This is a genomic window from Corynebacterium lemuris, assembly GCF_024919295.1.
Taxonomy (GTDB): domain Bacteria; phylum Actinomycetota; class Actinomycetes; order Mycobacteriales; family Mycobacteriaceae; genus Corynebacterium; species Corynebacterium lemuris.
Genome location: NZ_JANWTC010000004.1, coordinates 196380 through 212533, shown reverse-complemented (window position 1 = coordinate 212533; position 16154 = coordinate 196380). Strand labels below are relative to the sequence as shown.

Annotated in this window: 15 protein-coding genes; 14 read left to right on the top strand and 1 reads right to left on the bottom strand. The window is 68.3% G+C overall.

The window, feature by feature from the left end:
- Window positions 1-212 precede the first annotated feature (212 nt).
- Window positions 213-1097, bottom strand: coding sequence for a KPN_02809 family neutral zinc metallopeptidase (ypfJ, locus tag NYP18_RS07995; RefSeq protein WP_259427646.1), 885 nt, complete (start codon window positions 1095-1097; stop codon window positions 213-215).
- 560 nt (window positions 1098-1657) lie between these two features.
- Here ypfJ and NYP18_RS07990 point away from each other — a divergent pair.
- The 14 genes from NYP18_RS07990 to aroQ all read left to right on the top strand — a co-directional run bounded on the left by NYP18_RS07990 (window position 1658) and on the right by aroQ (window position 16149).
- Window positions 1658-1804 (top strand): hypothetical protein, encoded by a 147-nt coding sequence (locus tag NYP18_RS07990; RefSeq protein WP_259427645.1) that lies wholly within the window; start codon window positions 1658-1660, stop codon window positions 1802-1804.
- 103 nt (window positions 1805-1907) lie between these two features.
- Window positions 1908-2519, top strand: a complete 612-nt coding sequence (locus NYP18_RS07985; RefSeq protein ID WP_259427644.1) for a TetR/AcrR family transcriptional regulator — start codon at window positions 1908-1910, stop codon at window positions 2517-2519.
- Between the two features lie 98 nt (window positions 2520-2617).
- Window positions 2618-4429, top strand: a complete 1812-nt coding sequence (gene aspS, locus NYP18_RS07980; protein WP_259427642.1) for an aspartate--tRNA ligase — start codon at window positions 2618-2620, stop codon at window positions 4427-4429.
- 23 nt (window positions 4430-4452) lie between these two features.
- The gene (locus NYP18_RS07975; protein WP_259427641.1) at window positions 4453-5679 is read left to right on the top strand and encodes a phosphotransferase; all 1227 of its coding nucleotides are present in this window, start codon (window positions 4453-4455) and stop codon (window positions 5677-5679) included.
- Entirely contained in the window at window positions 5676-7022 is a 1347-nt protein-coding gene (locus tag NYP18_RS07970; protein ID WP_439648069.1) for a replication-associated recombination protein A, read from the top strand. Before NYP18_RS07975 ends, NYP18_RS07970 begins: the two co-directional genes overlap by 4 nt.
- A gap of 70 nt (window positions 7023-7092) precedes the next feature.
- Window positions 7093-9759: an alanine--tRNA ligase gene (gene alaS, locus NYP18_RS07965; RefSeq protein WP_259427640.1), complete on the top strand. Its 2667-nt coding sequence runs from the start codon at window positions 7093-7095 to the stop codon at window positions 9757-9759.
- Between the two features lie 96 nt (window positions 9760-9855).
- Window positions 9856-10365: a Holliday junction resolvase RuvX gene (ruvX, locus tag NYP18_RS07960; protein WP_259427639.1), complete on the top strand. Its 510-nt coding sequence runs from the start codon at window positions 9856-9858 to the stop codon at window positions 10363-10365.
- Window positions 10362-11555, top strand: coding sequence for an endolytic transglycosylase MltG (gene mltG, locus NYP18_RS07955; protein ID WP_259427638.1), 1194 nt, complete (start codon window positions 10362-10364; stop codon window positions 11553-11555). The genes ruvX and mltG overlap by 4 nt, the downstream gene beginning before the upstream one ends.
- Complete coding sequence (locus tag NYP18_RS07950; RefSeq protein WP_259427637.1) at window positions 11552-12394, top strand: shikimate dehydrogenase; 843 nt, start codon at window positions 11552-11554, stop codon at window positions 12392-12394. Before mltG ends, NYP18_RS07950 begins: the two co-directional genes overlap by 4 nt.
- 11 nt (window positions 12395-12405) lie before the next feature.
- Complete coding sequence (locus tag NYP18_RS07945; protein ID WP_259427636.1) at window positions 12406-12852, top strand: prepilin peptidase; 447 nt, start codon at window positions 12406-12408, stop codon at window positions 12850-12852.
- A gap of 12 nt (window positions 12853-12864) precedes the next feature.
- Window positions 12865-14085, top strand: a complete 1221-nt coding sequence (gene aroC, locus NYP18_RS07940) for a chorismate synthase (RefSeq protein ID WP_259427635.1) — start codon at window positions 12865-12867, stop codon at window positions 14083-14085.
- Window positions 14086-14616, top strand: a complete 531-nt coding sequence (locus tag NYP18_RS07935; protein WP_259427634.1) for a shikimate kinase — start codon at window positions 14086-14088, stop codon at window positions 14614-14616.
- A 24-nt stretch (window positions 14617-14640) separates the two neighbouring features.
- Complete coding sequence (aroB, locus tag NYP18_RS07930) at window positions 14641-15717, top strand: 3-dehydroquinate synthase (RefSeq protein WP_259427633.1); 1077 nt, start codon at window positions 14641-14643, stop codon at window positions 15715-15717.
- Complete coding sequence (gene aroQ / locus NYP18_RS07925) at window positions 15718-16149, top strand: type II 3-dehydroquinate dehydratase (RefSeq protein WP_259427632.1); 432 nt, start codon at window positions 15718-15720, stop codon at window positions 16147-16149.
- Window positions 16150-16154: the final 5 nt, after the last annotated feature.

Below are 16154 nucleotides of genomic sequence, written 5' to 3'. Positions count from 1 at the left end.
CAGCGGGCCGAGGCCCATGCCCGGCTGGAGGAGGCCATGGCACAGACCGACACCGATCCAGGCCGGGCCCCACCCGAGGACCAGCCACCCTCCTGATCAACTGCAGATATAAAAACCACCCTGATCCCCTTCAGTGAGGGGGTCAGGGTGGGGGAGCGGCTGCCGCCGCCAGGGTGATGCAGCTGGCTGTCAGACATCAGCTCAGGGAAAAATTAACTGCGGTAGACGCCGCGCTCCAGGGTGTCACAGGCCGCCATCGTGCCTTCGTTGTATCCGGTGATGAAGGCGTTCTGGCGCTGCTCGGAAGAACCGTGGGTCCACATGTCGGGGCGGACCTGGCCTCCGGAACGCTGCTGGATGTTGTCGTCGCCGACCGCGCGGGCGGTGTCGATGGCGGAGGCAACCTGTTCGCGGGTGACCGGCTCGAGCCAGGCACCCTCGCCCTTGTCGGCGTGGGAGACCCAGATGCCGGCGTAGCAGTCGGCCTGGAGCTCGATCTTCACGGCATTGGAGTCGGCACCGGGGTCGTTGTAGTTCGACAGGGACAGCGTTCCTTCGAGCTGCTGGATGTGGTGGCCGAATTCGTGGGCGACGATGTACATCTGTGCCAGGGGGGAGTTGGTGCCGCCCAGCCGATCAAGCTGGTCGAAGAAGGAGACGTCGAAGTAGGCCGACTGGTCAGCGGGGCAGTAGAAGGGGCCGGTCGCAGCGGAGGCTTGACCGCAGCCCGACTGGGTGGCGCCCTGGAATACGACCCGGCCCGGCGCGACGTACTCGATGCCCGCCTGTTCGGGAAGCATGGTCTCCCACATCTGGTCGACGGCGCCGGCGGTGTAGTCGACGCGACAGTCTGCGTGGATGTTGCCGTCCTCGGGCGTGTTGCAGTGGTCCAGCTCGCTGGTCTGCCCGCCCGGTAGTTGGGCCTGTCCGCCACCACCGATCATTTGGCCGATGTCGCCTGGGTTTCCGCCCATGAGGAGGAATAACCCGATGAGCAGCAGGGAACCGATGCCGCCACCTGCCGCGATCCTGCCGCCTCGACCGCCGGTGGTTGCTTTCCGGCGGCCGCTGATATCAGCGTCTTCACGGAACGTCATGTTCTGATCATGCCACATTCAGGGGTGCGCGAAGCAGGGTTTTCAGGTGTCCTCCTCACCCCCGGGAGTGGGGAAGGGGCATTAACTTATCGGGTGCATGTGGAAATCCTATTGGGGGAGAAATAACCTGGTGTCAGATGTGACCCTGATCTCAGTACGTCGAAACATATCTCGTCCATCCTGGAAGTTTAAGAAAGGTAGCAGACATGCTCAGACGACTTCTCACTTTTGCAGCGGCAGCCGCTGTCCCCATTCTCGCGGCGGGGTGCGTTGTGGAAACGGGCCCTGATGAAACCGGTGCCACCTCCACCGCCGTGACCACTGCATCACCCACTGCGCCCGCCGAAGGTGGTGGCGGGGACACCGGCGACGGAGAGGCTGCCGGCACGGGAGGGGGCAACGCCGGGAACACCGGCGGGGCAGCCCAGACGACACCCACACCACGGGATGACGATCCGGGTGGGCATCCCTGCACTGACCAGGGTGGGGCTCCCGGCCACTATGCGTGGAACGACGCCAACTCTGCCTGGGTCTGCCAGGCGTCCGGAAGCGTCCCCCTCGTGACTGAGGCCCACACCATCACTGATGGTGATCCGGGTGGGCATCCCTGCACCGACCAGAGCGGGGCCCCCGGCCACTACATCTACAGTGATTCGTCGTCCATCTGGGTGTGCGAGATCACCGGGGATGCGCCTCAGGTCCAGTAGCAGAGGGAGCGCCTACAAGCGTGATCTTTGGGCACTCACTTTTATTGGGTACCCCGTGTGCCAGTCATGGTCTCCCGGGGGCCTGCGGCCTAGCGTCGTACGTATGCATCAGAAATCCACCGCGGCGGGAGTCGGACGGCGCCCGCGGTTCACCTCGGACGATGTGGTGACCGCGGCGCTGCGGCTGGGGGTCGACCGCTTCACCCTCTCCGGAATCGCGGAGGAGCTGGGAGTACGGCCGCCCGCGATCTACCGGCTGTTCCCCTCCCGGGGGATGATTGTGGAAGCCGCGGTGGCGGTCATCGCGGGACGGTTCGGCGCACCACGTGGTGGCACGTGGCAGGAGGTGCTCCGTTGCTGGGTCGGGGAGTGTGACCGGTTGTTCGGGCGGTATCCCGGTTTCGTCCATCTCATCTATGAGCTGGACGCCATCCTGCCCAGCTTCAGGGAGAAGAAGGTCCAGTATCTGGACGCTCTCGTGGCACTGGGGAGGACGAAGGAGCAGTCGGCCCTGGGTATCAACCTGGTGTCCGCAGCCGTCGTCACCGCGCATCTGCGCGAGGAAGGGATGCGCAAGGCAGCCGAGGGGCTCGTCCGGCCGGCGTGGCCGGCGGTTGATGGCATCGTGCCGCCATGGAACTGGATGGCCGGGGCGCCTGTGGACGTGGAGGCGGAGGTGGAGGTGATCATCCGGGGGTTGGAGGGGCGTCGATAAGCATGGTGGCAGGACCAGGTAGAATACCCGTGTTGCCTCGTCACGGGTTTGTCGTGCCGAGAACCCACCCCCACCCCACACGGAAGGACCACCAGCACGTGCTCCGCACTCATCTTGCAGGCGAACTGCGTAAAGAACACGCCGGACAGACCGTCACCCTCACCGGATGGGTCTCACGGCGCCGTGACCACGGCGGCGTGATCTTCATCGACCTGCGCGACCGCTCCGGTCTGGCCCAGGTCGTCTTCCGTGAATCCGACGTCGCCGAGCGCGCCCATGACCTGCGCAGCGAGTTCGTGCTGCAGGTCACCGGTGTGGTGGAGCCGCGTCCGGAGGGTTCGGAGAACCCGAACCTGTCCTCCGGTGACATCGAGCTCAACGTCACCGAGCTCAACGTCCTCAACACCTCCGCGGCGCTGCCGTTCCAGATCGGCGACTCCGCCCAGGGTGGTGGCGAGGTCGGTGAGGAGACCCGCCTGAAGTACCGCTACCTGGACCTGCGCCGCGACCGCCAGGCCGAGGCCCTGCGTCTGCGTTCCCGCGCGAACCAGGCCGCCCGCCGGGTACTGGACAACCACGATTTCACCGAGATCGAGACCCCGACGCTGACGCGTTCCACCCCGGAGGGTGCTCGTGACTTCCTGGTTCCGGCACGCCTGAAGCCGGGCTCCTTCTACGCCCTGCCGCAGTCCCCGCAGCTGTTCAAGCAGCTGCTCATGGTCGCCGGCATGGAGCGCTACTACCAGATCGCCCGCTGCTACCGCGACGAGGATTTCCGCGCGGACCGTCAGCCGGAGTTCACGCAGCTGGATATCGAGATGAGTTTCGTCGACCAGGATGACGTCATCGCCCTGGCCGAGGAGGTCCTGGCCGAGCTGTGGAAGCTGATCGGCTACGAGATCACCACCCCGATCCCGCGCATCACCTACGCCGAGGCCATGCGCCGTTTCGGTTCCGACAAGCCGGACCTGCGTTTCGACATCGAGATCACCGAGTGCACCGACTTCTTCGCCGACACCACCTTCCGGGTGTTCAAGAATGAATACGTGGGCGCCGTGGTCATGAAGGGCGGGGCCTCCCAGCCGCGCCGTCAGCTCGACGCCTGGCAGGAGTGGGCCAAGCAGCGCGGTGCGAAGGGCCTGGCCTACATCCTCGTCGGTGAGGACGGGGAGCTCGGTGGCCCGGTGGCCAAGAACATCACCGACGCAGAGCGTGCCGGCATCGCCGCCCACGTCGGCGCGGAGCCGGGCGACTGCATCTTCTTCGCCGCAGGTGAAACCAAGTCCTCCCGCGCCCTGCTGGGTGCGGCCCGCGGTGAGATCGCCGAGAAGCTGGGCCTGATCAAGGAGGGCGACTGGGCCTTCACCTGGGTTGTCGACGCCCCGCTGTTCGAACCGGCCGCCGATGCGACCGCCTCCGGTGACGTGGCTCTGGGCAGCTCCGCCTGGACCGCCGTCCACCACGCCTTCACCTCCCCGAAACCGGAGTTCCTCGACACCTTCGACGAGAACCCGGGTGAGGCCAACGCCTACGCCTACGACATCGTCTGCAACGGCAACGAGATCGGTGGCGGTTCCATCCGTATCCACCAGCGTGACGTGCAGGAGCGGGTCTTCAAGGTCATGGGCATCTCCGGGGAGGAGGCGCAGGACAAGTTCGGCTTCCTGCTCGACGCCTTCGCCTACGGCGCCCCGCCGCACGGTGGCATCGCCTTCGGCTGGGACCGCATCGTGTCCCTGCTGGGCGGTTTCGACTCGATCCGCGACGTCATCGCCTTCCCGAAGTCCGGTGGCGGCGTGGACCCGCTGACCGAGGCCCCGGCGCCGATCACGGCGCAACAGCGCAAGGAGGCGGGCATCGACGCCAAGCCGGAGAAGAAGAACGAGAAGAAGGGCGAGAAGACCGAATAATCCCCGGTCTGACGGAACACATCATGACCAAGCTCAAGCACGCCGACATCGTCGACACCGCTGAGGATCTCCTCTCGAAGCGTTTCGGAGGAGCGCAGGAGCTCAGCGAGGTAACCCAGCTCAGCGGCTCCGGCACTGCGGTGGTACTCCGCGCCCGTGTGGCGACATCGCCGTTCCTGCAGCAGCGTTCCGTCATCCTCAAATACGTCCCCGAGGCCGGCGACCCCATCGATGATGCGGCGCTGGTCCGGGAGATCGTCTCCTACCAGTTCACCACCTCCCTCAGCGAGGAGGTCCGCCCGGGCCCGGTACTGCTGGCCCATGACGTGAAAAAGCGCATCATGGTGCTCAGCGACTCCGGTGACGGCGACACCTTCGCGGATCTCCTGCAGCTGGAGGACCCGGAGCGACGGGTGGCGATCCTGCGCAACCTGGGCACCTCCCTGGGCCGCATGCACGCCGGTACGGCGCAGCGGGAGCAGGACTTCAACACCCTGCTCTCCCGCATGCTGCGCCAGCACCCGGGCTCCGCCGAGATCCAGGAACTGCGTGACACGGCGCTGATCCAGTCCATCCAGGTGGGTGAGGAGCTGCTGCGCCAGGCCGACATCGAGCTCCCGGAGCTGGTCAGCGAGTTCGCCGCCGAGGGGCGCAACCGGCTGCTGGGGGCCCACCACCGGGCCTTCACCCCCTTCGATCTCTCGCCGGACAACATCATCGTCGCCGAGGAGACCCACTTCCTCGACTACGAGTGGGCGGGTTTCCGTGACGTCAGTTTCGACCTGGCGTGCGTCATCGCCGGTTTCCCCCAGTTCCTGTTCAGTCACCCCATCTCGGATGACGAGGCGGACGTCTTCGTCGAGGCGTGGGTCCACGAGGTCAACTCGCTGTGGCCGAACGTGAACAACGAGGCCCACCTGCATTCGCGGATCATGGCGGCGTTGCTGGGCTGGGCGTTGTCGAGTGTGGCGCTGCTACACTTCGGTTCCGTGTCTGCGGCGATCGGGATGCTCCACGAGGGGGAGGAACAGCTTGACCCGAACCTCGTCGAGGGAGTCAGCGATCTGCTGCGGCCGGCCTCCCACGGGCCTTTCACCGCGGAGGAGGTTGTGGTGCGCCGGGATCTCTTCGAGACCTTCGAGGCGCTGGCCCGTTACGCCGCCCGCGGTACCGACCCCTCCTTCGGGGTCATCGCGGCCTTCAGCCAGGGCATCGCGGACCGGGTGGCGGAGCCCGGCTCAGGCCGGTGACCCAGGACTCGTTGTTCGGGGCGCCGGAGCCCGAACGCCCGCACGGGTCCGATTTCTTCCGGGCCGGCGACCATGCCCCACTGGCGGCACGCATGCGGCCGCGCACGCTCGATGAGATCGCCGGTCAGGAGCACCTGCTCGGCCCCGGCCGGCCGTTACGCCGGCTGGTGGAGGGTTCGGGGGAGGCCTCGGTCATCCTCTATGGTCCGCCGGGTACCGGCAAGACGACGATTGCCTCGCTGATCTCCACGGCGACAAACCAGCACTTCGTCGGGCTCTCCGCCCTCGACTCCGGGGTCAAGCAGGTCCGGGAGGTCATCGACCGTGCCCGCCGGGACCTCATCCAGGGGCAGCGCACCGTCCTGTTCATCGATGAGGTGCACCGGTTCTCCAAGACGCAGCAGGATGCGCTGCTCGCCGCGGTGGAGAACCGTACGGTGCTGCTCGTCGCGGCAACGACGGAGAACCCCTCCTTCTCCGTGGTTGCGCCACTGCTCTCCCGCTCGCTGCTGCTCCAGCTTCAGCCGCTTGACGACGCCGCCGTCCGCGAGGTCATCACCCGCGCCCTGGTCGATGAGCGTGGCCTGGGTGGGCGCGTCACCGCCGATGAGGAGGCCCTCGACCAGCTGGTGCTGCTCGCGGGGGGCGATGCGCGCCGCGCGTTGACCTACCTGGAGGCGGCCGCCGAGGCGGTGGCGGACGGGGCGTCGATAAGCGTGGCGGTGATCCGCGAGAACGTCAACCGGGCTGTCGTGCGCTATGACCGCGACGGCGACCAGCACTACGACGTGGTCAGCGCCTTCATCAAGTCGATCCGTGGCTCGGATGTCGACGCCGCCCTGCACTACCTCGCGCGGATGATCGAGGCGGGGGAGGACCCGCGGTTCATCGCCCGTCGGCTGGTCATCCACGCCAGCGAGGACATCGGCATGGCCGACCCCTCGGCCCTGCAGTCGGCGGTGGCCGCCGCGCAGGCTGTCGCGCTGATCGGAATGCCCGAGGCGCGGCTGACCCTGGCGCAGGCGACGGTGCACCTGGCCACCGCGCCGAAGTCGAATGCCGTCTACGAGGCGATCAACCGCGCCCAGCAGGACGTGCGCGAGGGGAAGATCGGCCATGTGCCCGCCCACCTGCGCGACGGCCATTATGAAGGAGCGAAGAAGCTCGGCAACGCGGTGGGTTATGTCTACCCGCACGATGACCCGCGCGGGGTGGTCAGCCAGCAGTACCTGCCCGGGCAGCTCGGCGACGCCGTCTACTACGAACCCACCGACCACGGTGCGGAGAAACGGATCCGGGACTACATCGGCCGGCTGCGCCGGATTGTACGGGGGAAGCAGTAGTCTCCCGCCCGTGGGAGTAGAGTGGTGAGCCGACCCAGACAACAATCTGTCAGAAGCGAGGACCACTGCCGTGCAGACCCATGAGATCCGGGAGCGTTTCACCCAGCACTTCGTCAAGGCCGGCCACACCGCCGTGCCGAGTGCTTCCCTCATCCTCGAGGACCCGGACCTGCTCTTCGTCAACGCCGGCATGGTGCCGTTCAAGCCCTACTTCCTCGGCCAGCAGAACCCGCCGTACCCCAACGGCACCGCCACCTCCATCCAGAAGTGCGTGCGCACCCTCGACATCGACGAGGTGGGCATCACCACCCGCCACAACACCTTCTTCCAGATGGCCGGCAACTTCTCCTTCGGCCAGTACTTCAAGGAAGGGGCCATCACCCATGCCTGGGAGCTGCTGACCAGCCCGGTCGAGGACGGCGGCTACGGCCTCGACCCGGAGCGGCTGTGGGCCACCGTCTACCTCGATGATGATGAGGCCGCCGAGATCTGGGAGAAGAAGATCGGTCTGCCCGCCGAGCGCATCCAGCGACTGGGCATGGCCGACAACTACTGGCACATGGGCGTGCCCGGCCCCTGCGGCCCCTGCTCGGAGATCTACTACGACCGCGGTCCCGAGCACGGCCAGGAGGGTGGCCCCGCCGTGGACGACACCCGCTACCTGGAGATCTGGAACCTGGTCTTCATGGAGAAGGAGCGCGGGCAGAGCACCGGCCCGGACTCCTTCGAGATCCTCGGCGACCTGCCGAAGAAGAACATCGACACCGGCATGGGTGTGGAGCGTGTCGCCGCCCTCCTCCAGGGCGTGGACAACGTCTACGAGACCGACCTCCTGCGCCCGGTCATTGACGCCGCCCAGGAGATCACCGGCGCGGAGTACGGCACCGACGACACCGCTGACGTGCGTTTCCGCGTCATCGCCGACCACTCGCGCACCGGCATGATGCTCATTCTCGACGGCGTGACCCCCGCCAACGAGGGCCGCGGCTACATCCTGCGCCGTCTGCTGCGCCGCATCGTGCGTTCCGCCCGTCTGCTGGGCGCCACCGGTGAGACCCTCGAGCAGTTCATGACCGTGATCATGGACACCATGACCCCCTCCTACCCGGAGATCGCCGACAACCGCGAACGCATCACCCGCGTCGCCGTCGCGGAGGAGCGCGCCTTCCTCAAGACCCTGGAGTCCGGCACCCACCGTTTCGACGAGGCCGCCACCAAGACCCGCGGGACCGGGGCGAAGGTCTTCTCCGGCGAGGAGGCCTTCACCCTCCACGACACCTACGGCTTCCCGATCGACCTGACCCTCGAGATGGCCGCCGAGGCCGGACTCGAGGTCGACGTCGCCGGCTTCGAGGCCGCCATGAGCGAGCAGCGGGCACGTGCCAAGGCCGACAACCTGGCCAAGAAGCACGGCCACGCCGATGAGTCCGTCTACCGCGAGTGGGTGGACAACAACCCGACCGAGTTCGTCGGTTTCTCCGGGCTGACCGCCGACGCGAAGATCCTCGGCCTGGTCGCCGACGGTGTCTCCGTCACACATGCCGCCGCGGGCGATGAGGTCGAGGTCATCCTCGACGTCTCCCCGATGTACGCAGAATCCGGCGGGCAGCTCGGCGACCGCGGTCGCCTCGTCACCGACGGCACGGTCCTGGACGTCACGGACGTGCAGAAGATCGGCAAGCGCCTGTGGGTGCACAAGGCGACCGTCGTCTCCGGCGGCCTCGACCTGGGGCAGTCCGTCCGCGCCGAGGTCGACGCCGACTGGCGCCACGGTGCCACCCAGGCCCACACCGCCACCCACCTCATCCACGCCGCGCTGCGGCAGGTGCTCGGCCCCACCGCCGTGCAGGCCGGTTCCCTCAACCGTCCCGGCTACCTGCGGTTCGACTTCAACTACACCGAGCAGCTCAGCCCGGCGCAGCTGGAGGAGATCGCCCTGATCACCAACCAGGCCGTGGACTCCAACCTGGCGGTCAACACCATCGAGACCTCCCTGGAGGAGGCGAAGAAGATGGGTGCGATGGCCCTGTTCGGCGAGAACTACGGCGATGACGTCCGCGTCGTCGAGATCGGCGGACCCTTCTCCATCGAGCTGTGCGGCGGCACCCACGTCGACTCCTCCGCCCAGATCGGCCCCGTCGCCGTCCTGGGTGAGTCCTCCGTCGGTTCCGGAGCGCGGCGCATCGAGGCCTACTCCGGTATGGACTCCTTCAAATACCTGTCGAAGGAGACCGCCCTGGCCACCGGCCTGGCCGCCTCCCTCAAGGCCCCGACCGAGGAACTGCCGGACCGCGTCGCCCAGCTCACCGAGAAGCTGCGCGCCGCCGAGAAGGAGATCGCCAACCTGCACCGTCAGCAGCTGGCGGCCCAGACCGGCGCCCTGGTCGAACAGGCCACGGAGGTGGGCAAATTCACCGTGCTCACCCACCGTCTGCCCGACGGTGTGACCGGTGGAGACCTCCGCACCGTCGCCACCGACCTGCGCGGCCGTCTGGCCGGCAGGCCCGGCGTGGTGGTGCTCGCCTCCGCCGAGGGGGAGAAGCTGCCCTTCATCGTCGGCGCCACGAAGGAGGCCGTTGAGTTGGGGGTGAAGTCCGGCGAGCTGGTCAAACTGCTCTCCGGCTACGTCGACGGCCGCGGCGGTGGCAAGCCCGACATGGCCCAGGGCTCCGGTTCCAAGCCCGCAGGGCTCGACGCCGGCTTCCACGCCCTGCGCGAGGAGCTGGCCGGCCGCTGAGCCGGGGCGGAGACACGCCGGGGGACATGTCATCGACCGGCGTGCCTCCCCGCTACCGTGTACATCGACCTACGTGACGAAAGGGAACCGACGACGATGAAGGTGACCCCGGATACTCCAGGAGCCGATGACCCGGGAACGGGCAGACGCATCGGCCTCGACGTGGGGACGGTGCGCATCGGCGTGGCCGTCTCCGACCGGAACGCGACACTCGCCACCCCCGTGGAGACCGTCGCGCGGGAGACCGGTCTGCGGGACCGCGACAAGGGCGACATCGACCGCCTGCTGGAGATCATCGAGGAATACGACGCCGTCGAGATCGTCGTCGGCCTGCCGCGGGACCTGAAAGGGCACGGCTCCGTCAGCGTCAAGCACGCGAAGGAGATCGCCTTCCGCCTCAACCGGCGGTTGACCGGGGCGGGGAAGACCATCCCGGTGCGCATGGGCGATGAGCGGCTGACCACTGTGGCCGCGACCACCGCGCTGCGCGCCTCCGGGGTCTCCGAGAAGGCCGGCCGGAAGGTCATCGACCAGGCCGCCGCAGTGGAGATCCTCCAGTCCTGGCTCGACGCCCGGGCCGCCTACAACCAGGAGCTGCATCCATGAGCACACAGACCCGGACGAGAAACGGCCGGAATATGGAACCGAAGTATGTGAAGCGGCGTCAGCGGGGACTCGCCGTCTTCGCTGCCTCGCTGATCCTCATCATCGGCGCAGTCGTCTACATCGGCGTCCAGATCTCCGGGCAGGCACCCACCGTGAACGAACGTGATTTCCAGGGCAGCGGCAACAGCGTCTACCAGCTCGTCGAGGTCCCCGAGGGCTCCTCGGTTTCCCAGCTGGGCCCCGAACTGGAGGAGCGCGGCATCGTCAGGACCGACTCCGCCTTCCAGACCGCCGCAGCCAACAACCCCGAGGCCGCCAGCATCCAGCCCGGTTTCTACCGCCTCCAGGGTGAGATGAGCGCCGCCTCCGCGGTGCAGGCCCTGCTCGATCCGGCCAACCGGGTGGAGCTCCTCGACATCCACGGCGGTTCCACCCTCATGGACGTCCAGGTCGTCGGCGGCAGTAACCGTCCCGGCGTCTACTCCCAGATCTCGCAGGTCACCTGCACGGAGGGTTCATCGAACTGCATCAGCTCTGAGGAGCTGCAGCGGGTCGGCGCCACCGCCGACCCCGCGGCCCTCGGCGTGCCCGAGTGGGCGCAGGAGGCCGTCATCAACCGGGGAGAGGACCCCAAGCGACTGGAGGGACTCATCGCGCCCGGCCGCTACGTGGTCAACCCCGAGCTAGACGCCACCGGCATCATCACCGACCTGGTGACCCGCTCCGCCCAGCAGTACGCCGACACCGGCATCGTCGACCGTGCCGACGCCCTGGGACTCAGCCCCTATGAGCTGCTCACCGCCGCCTCCCTGGTGGAGCGCGAGGCCCCGGCCGGGGACTTCGACAAGGTCGCACGCGTGATCCTCAACCGCCTGGAGGAGCCGATGCGCCTGGAGTTCGACTCCACCGTCAACTACGGCCTCCCCGACGTCGAGATCGCCACCACCGACGAAGACCGCGCCCAGGTCACCCCATGGAACACCTACGCCTCGGATGGCCTGCCGGAGACCCCCATCGCGGCGGCCTCCATCGAGGCGATCGAGGCGATGGAGAACCCGGCCGAGGGTGACTGGCTGTTCTTCGTCACCATCGACAGGGACGGCACCACCGTCTTCAACGACACCTTCGAGGAGCATCTCGCCGACGTGCAGCAGTCCCTCGACGCCGGAGTGCTGGACACCAACAGATGAGCCATCCCCTGGAGATCCCCGACATCCGGCACCGCGCGGCGGTGCTCGGCTCCCCGATCGACCACTCCCGCTCACCCATCCTGCACAACTCCGGTTATGAGGCACTCGGCATGGACGACTGGGAGTACTCCCGCATCGAGTGCACCGCCGAACAGCTGCCCGGGGTCGTCGACGGGGCTGGGGCGGAGTTCGCCGGTTTCTCGGTGACCATGCCCGCCAAATTCGCCGCCCTCGAATTCGCCGGTGAGGTCACCGACCGGGCCCGGCAGATCGGTTCCGCCAACACCCTCGTGCGCACGGACGCCGGCTGGCGGGCCGACAACACCGACTGCGACGGCATCACCGGCGCCCTGGGCGAGCTGCTCGGCGACCAGCTCGCCGCGGCCCGCCGCGCCCTGGTCATCGGCGGCGGTGGCACCGCCCGTCCCGCCCTGTGGGCGCTGGGGCAGGCCGGGGTCACCGACATCACCGTGATCAACCGCTCCGACCGCAGCGCCGAGCTGGCCCCCCTGCTCGAGCCTTTCGGGGTCGAGTTCCGCTTCGCGGGCTTCGACTCCGACCTGCTGGCCGCCTCCCGGGCTGCCGAGGTCATCGTCTCGACGGTGCCGTCCGCGGCCGTCCTCGGCCACGAACAGGCCCTGGCGCACGCGCCGATCCTCGACGTCATCTACGAGCCCTGGCCGACCCCCCTGACCGTCGCCGCGGCCGCCAACGGCTACCTCACCGTCGGGGGCCACGTCATGCTCGCCCATCAGGCCTACGGCCAGTTCGAGCAGTTCACCGGCCGACCGGCCCCGCGGGAGGCCATGCGCCGCGCGCTGGAGGCCTCGCTGGGGTAGTCTGCCCCGGTGTGTGGGGGATCCTGCTGCTCGGGGGAGCAGCCATCATCACCGTCTGGTGGGCGGTCCGGCTCGTGCTTGTCGACGAGACGCAGCGCCGCCTCCCGGACCACCTCACCCTGCCCGCCGCCCTCGGGGCGGTGACCGGTGCCCTGCTCACCGAGCCGGTGCTCATCCTCGGCGGCCTGGCCTGGGCCGGGGCCTATCTTCTCGGCCGGGGCATCGGGGGCGGGGACGTGAAACTGGCGCTGAGCCTCGGGGTGCTCGCCGCCGCCGCGGGCGGGGTCACCGGGGTGCTGGCGGCGGTGGTGGCAGCGAGCGCGGTGACGGTGGTGCGGTCGGTGGTCAGGCGGGGGAAAGCGGTGCCGCACGGGCCATCCATGCTGGTGGGGACGTTCATTGTGGTTTTCCACGACACCTGGCAGGGAGCCTTATCGCACTTGGGCGGCGCCTCATGAGACAATGACCGCATGCTTCGATGGACCACAGCAGGGGAATCCCACGGTCAGGCGCTGATTGCCCTGCTCGAAAACATGCCCGCCGGTGTCTCCGTGACCCGGGAAGAAATCTCTGAGCAGCTCGCCCGCCGCCGACTCGGCTACGGCCGCGGCGCCCGGATGAAGTTCGAGGCCGATGAGCTCACCCTGCTCACCGGCATCCGGCACGGGAAGACCCTCGGCAGCCCGGTCGCCATCATGATCGGCAACACCGAGTGGCCGAAGTGGACCACCATCATGTCCGCCGATCCGGTCGACATGGGCGATGAGGAGGTCGCCGCCGCGATGAGTTCCGGCCGCGGCGCCAAGCTCACCCGCCCACGCCCGGGCCACGCCGATTTCTCCGGGATGATCAAATACGACGTCGACGAGGCACGCCCGATCCTGGAGCGTTCCTCCGCACGCGAGACCGCTGCCCGTGTCGCCGCCGCCACCGTCGCCCGCAGTTTCCTGCGGGAGACCCTCGGTGTCGAGGTGCTCTCCCACGTCGTCTCCATCGGCCGTTCCGAGCCCTACACTGGCCCCGAGCCGACCTTCGCGGACCTGCCGGCCGTGGACGAGTCCCCGGTGCGCGCCTTCGACAAGGACGCCGAGGCCGCCATGATCGCCGAGATTGAGGCCGCCAAGAAGGCCGGTGACACCCTCGGCGGTGTCGTCGAGGTCGTCGTCGAGGGCCTGCCCATCGGGCTGGGTTCGCACGTCTCCGGCGAGGAGCGTCTCGACGCCCAGCTCGCCGGCGCCCTCATGGGCATCCAGGCCATCAAGGGTGTCGAGGTCGGTGACGGCTTCGAGGAGGCCCGCCGCCGCGGCAGCGAAGCCCACGACGAGATGGTCCGCTCCGAGGACGGCGTCGACCGCCTGAGCAACCGCGCCGGCGGCGTCGAGGGCGGCATGACCAACGGTCAGACCCTGCGTGTCCGTGCCGCGATGAAGCCGATCTCCACCGTGCCGCGCGCACTGAAGACCGTCGACATGGCCGACGGTTCCGCCGCCACCGGCATCCACCAGCGTTCCGATGTCTGCGCCGTCCCGGCCGCCGGCGTCGTCGCCGAGGCGATGGTGGCACTTGTCCTGGCGCGTGCGGCGCTGAAGAAGTTCGGTGGTGACTCCGTCGCGGAGACCCGCCGCAACATCGACGCCTACAACGAGTATGTCGCCCAGCGACTGCGGTTCCAGGATTCTGGGGAGGCGTAGATGACCAGCCCGGAGGTCTGCCACACCCGGCCGAAGGTCGTCCTCGTCGGCCCGCCCGGGGCCGGCAAATCCACCATCGGCCGCCGCCTGGCCCGCGCACTGTCCCTCCCGTTGGTCGATTCCGACCAGCTCATCGAGGAGACCTACGGAAAATCCTGCGGCGAGGTGTTCAGCGAGCTCGGTGAGCCCACCTTCCGGGAGGTCGAGGCCCGCCACGTCGCAACGGCCCTCACCAGCGGTGGCGTGGTCAGTCTCGGCGGGGGAGCGGTGCTCACCGACTCGACCCGCCAGCTGCTCACCCAGCACACCGTCGTGTGGATCGACGTCTCCGTCGAGGAGGGTGTGCGCCGCACCGCCGGGGAATCCACCCGGCCTGTCCTCGCCGCCGAGGACCCGGCCGCCCACTACCGCAACCTCATGGAGCAGCGCGCCCCGCTCTACCATGAGGTGGCCAGCTTCCGGGTGCGCACCGACGGTCGCACCCCCCAGCAGTCCGTGGCCGGCATCCTCGGCTTCCTGGACACCCTCTAGTCAACCGCGCAAAGGAACCCTCCCGTGACGACGATTCCGGTCAACGGACCCGCCCCGTACCAGGTCACCATCGACCACGACCTCGATGCCGCAGTCGCCGACTGCGCCGCCGCCACCGGTGCCGCCAAGGTGATGGTCATCCATCAGCCGACGCTGGTGGCCCCGGCCGAGAAGCTCGGTGCGGCGCTGGCCGCCCGCGGTCTGGAGGTCGTCCTCGCCCCGGTGCCTGACGCGGAGGAGGGCAAGACCCTCGATGTTGCCGGAGCACTGTGGGACCGCCTGGGTGCGGAGACCTTCGGCCGCCGCGACGCGATCGTCGGCCTGGGTGGCGGTGCTGTCACCGACCTCGCCGGTTTCGTCGCCGCGGCCTGGATGCGCGGCATCAAAGTCATCCAGGTGCCCACCACGCTGCTGGCCATGGTGGATGCTGCCGTAGGCGGCAAGACCGGCATCAACACCGCCGCCGGGAAGAACCTCGTCGGTGCATTCCATGAGCCGACGGCCGTCTTCATCGACCTCGACCGTCTGGAAACCCTCCCGGAGGCGGAGATCGTCGCGGGTTCCGCGGAGATCATCAAGACCGGTTTCATCGCCGACCCGGTCATCCTCGAGCGCTACGAGGAGGACCCGGCGGCCTGCCTGCGTGGCGACGGCCACCTGCCCGAGCTCATCGCCCGTTCCGTGACCGTCAAGGCCGATGTCGTCGGCCAGGACCTCAAGGAGTCCGGGCTGCGGGAGATCCTCAACTACGGCCACACCTTCGGCCACGCCGTGGAGCTGCGGGAGAACTACCGCTGGCGCCACGGCCACGCCGTCGGCGTGGGCATGATGTTCATCGCCCACCTGGCAGCCAACCGTGGTCTCATCGACGCCGGGCTGGTGGAGCGACACCGCCGGATCCTCGAGTCCGTCGGACTGAGCACCACCTACCCGGCCGGCCATTTCGAGGAGCTGTACGCGGCCATGACCCGCGACAAGAAGAACCGCGACGGCAACATCCGTTTCGTGGCGTTGACCGGGGTGGGGGAGACCACCCGCCTGGAGGGCCCCTCGACCGATGAGCTGCGCGCCGCCTACGAGGCCATCTCGGGGGAGAAGTAGATGAAGGTGCTGGTCCTCAACGGCCCCAACCTCAACCGGTTGGGTAAGCGCCAGCCGGAGGTCTACGGCGCGGCGACACTCGCGGACGTCGAGAAGCTCATCGGCGAGCGGGCAGCACAGCTCGGCGTCGAGGTGGAGTGCCGCCAGTCCAACCACGAGGGGGAACTCATCGACTGGGTGCACGAGGCGGCCGACGAGGGCTGGCCCGTGATCATCAACCCCGGCGGATTCACCCACACCTCCGTGGCCCTGCGCGATGCGCTGGCGGAGGTCGCCGACGGCGCCGGTTTCATCGAGGTGCACATCTCCAACGTCCACGCCCGTGAGGACTTCCGCCAGCACTCCTACCTCTCCGCCATTGCGGTGGGCGTCATCGCCGGGCTCGGTGTGCGGGGGTACGTCCTGGCACTGGAGGCGCTCGCGAACCGCTAGGGTTG

Coding starts and splice junctions, on each gene's coding strand:
- NYP18_RS07975 (WP_259427641.1), top strand. CDS start 4,453: ATGACCAAGCTCAAGCACGCCGACATCGTCGACACCGCTGAGGATCTC.
- aroQ (WP_259427632.1), top strand. CDS start 15,718: ATGAAGGTGCTGGTCCTCAACGGCCCCAACCTCAACCGGTTGGGTAAG.
- NYP18_RS07985 (WP_259427644.1), top strand. CDS start 1,908: ATGCATCAGAAATCCACCGCGGCGGGAGTCGGACGGCGCCCGCGGTTC.
- ruvX (WP_259427639.1), top strand. CDS start 9,856: ATGAAGGTGACCCCGGATACTCCAGGAGCCGATGACCCGGGAACGGGC.
- aroC (WP_259427635.1), top strand. CDS start 12,865: ATGCTTCGATGGACCACAGCAGGGGAATCCCACGGTCAGGCGCTGATT.
- NYP18_RS07935 (WP_259427634.1), top strand. CDS start 14,086: ATGACCAGCCCGGAGGTCTGCCACACCCGGCCGAAGGTCGTCCTCGTC.
- mltG (WP_259427638.1), top strand. CDS start 10,362: ATGAGCACACAGACCCGGACGAGAAACGGCCGGAATATGGAACCGAAG.
- ypfJ (WP_259427646.1), bottom strand. CDS start 1,097: ATGACGTTCCGTGAAGACGCTGATATCAGCGGCCGCCGGAAAGCAACC.
- NYP18_RS07950 (WP_259427637.1), top strand. CDS start 11,552: ATGAGCCATCCCCTGGAGATCCCCGACATCCGGCACCGCGCGGCGGTG.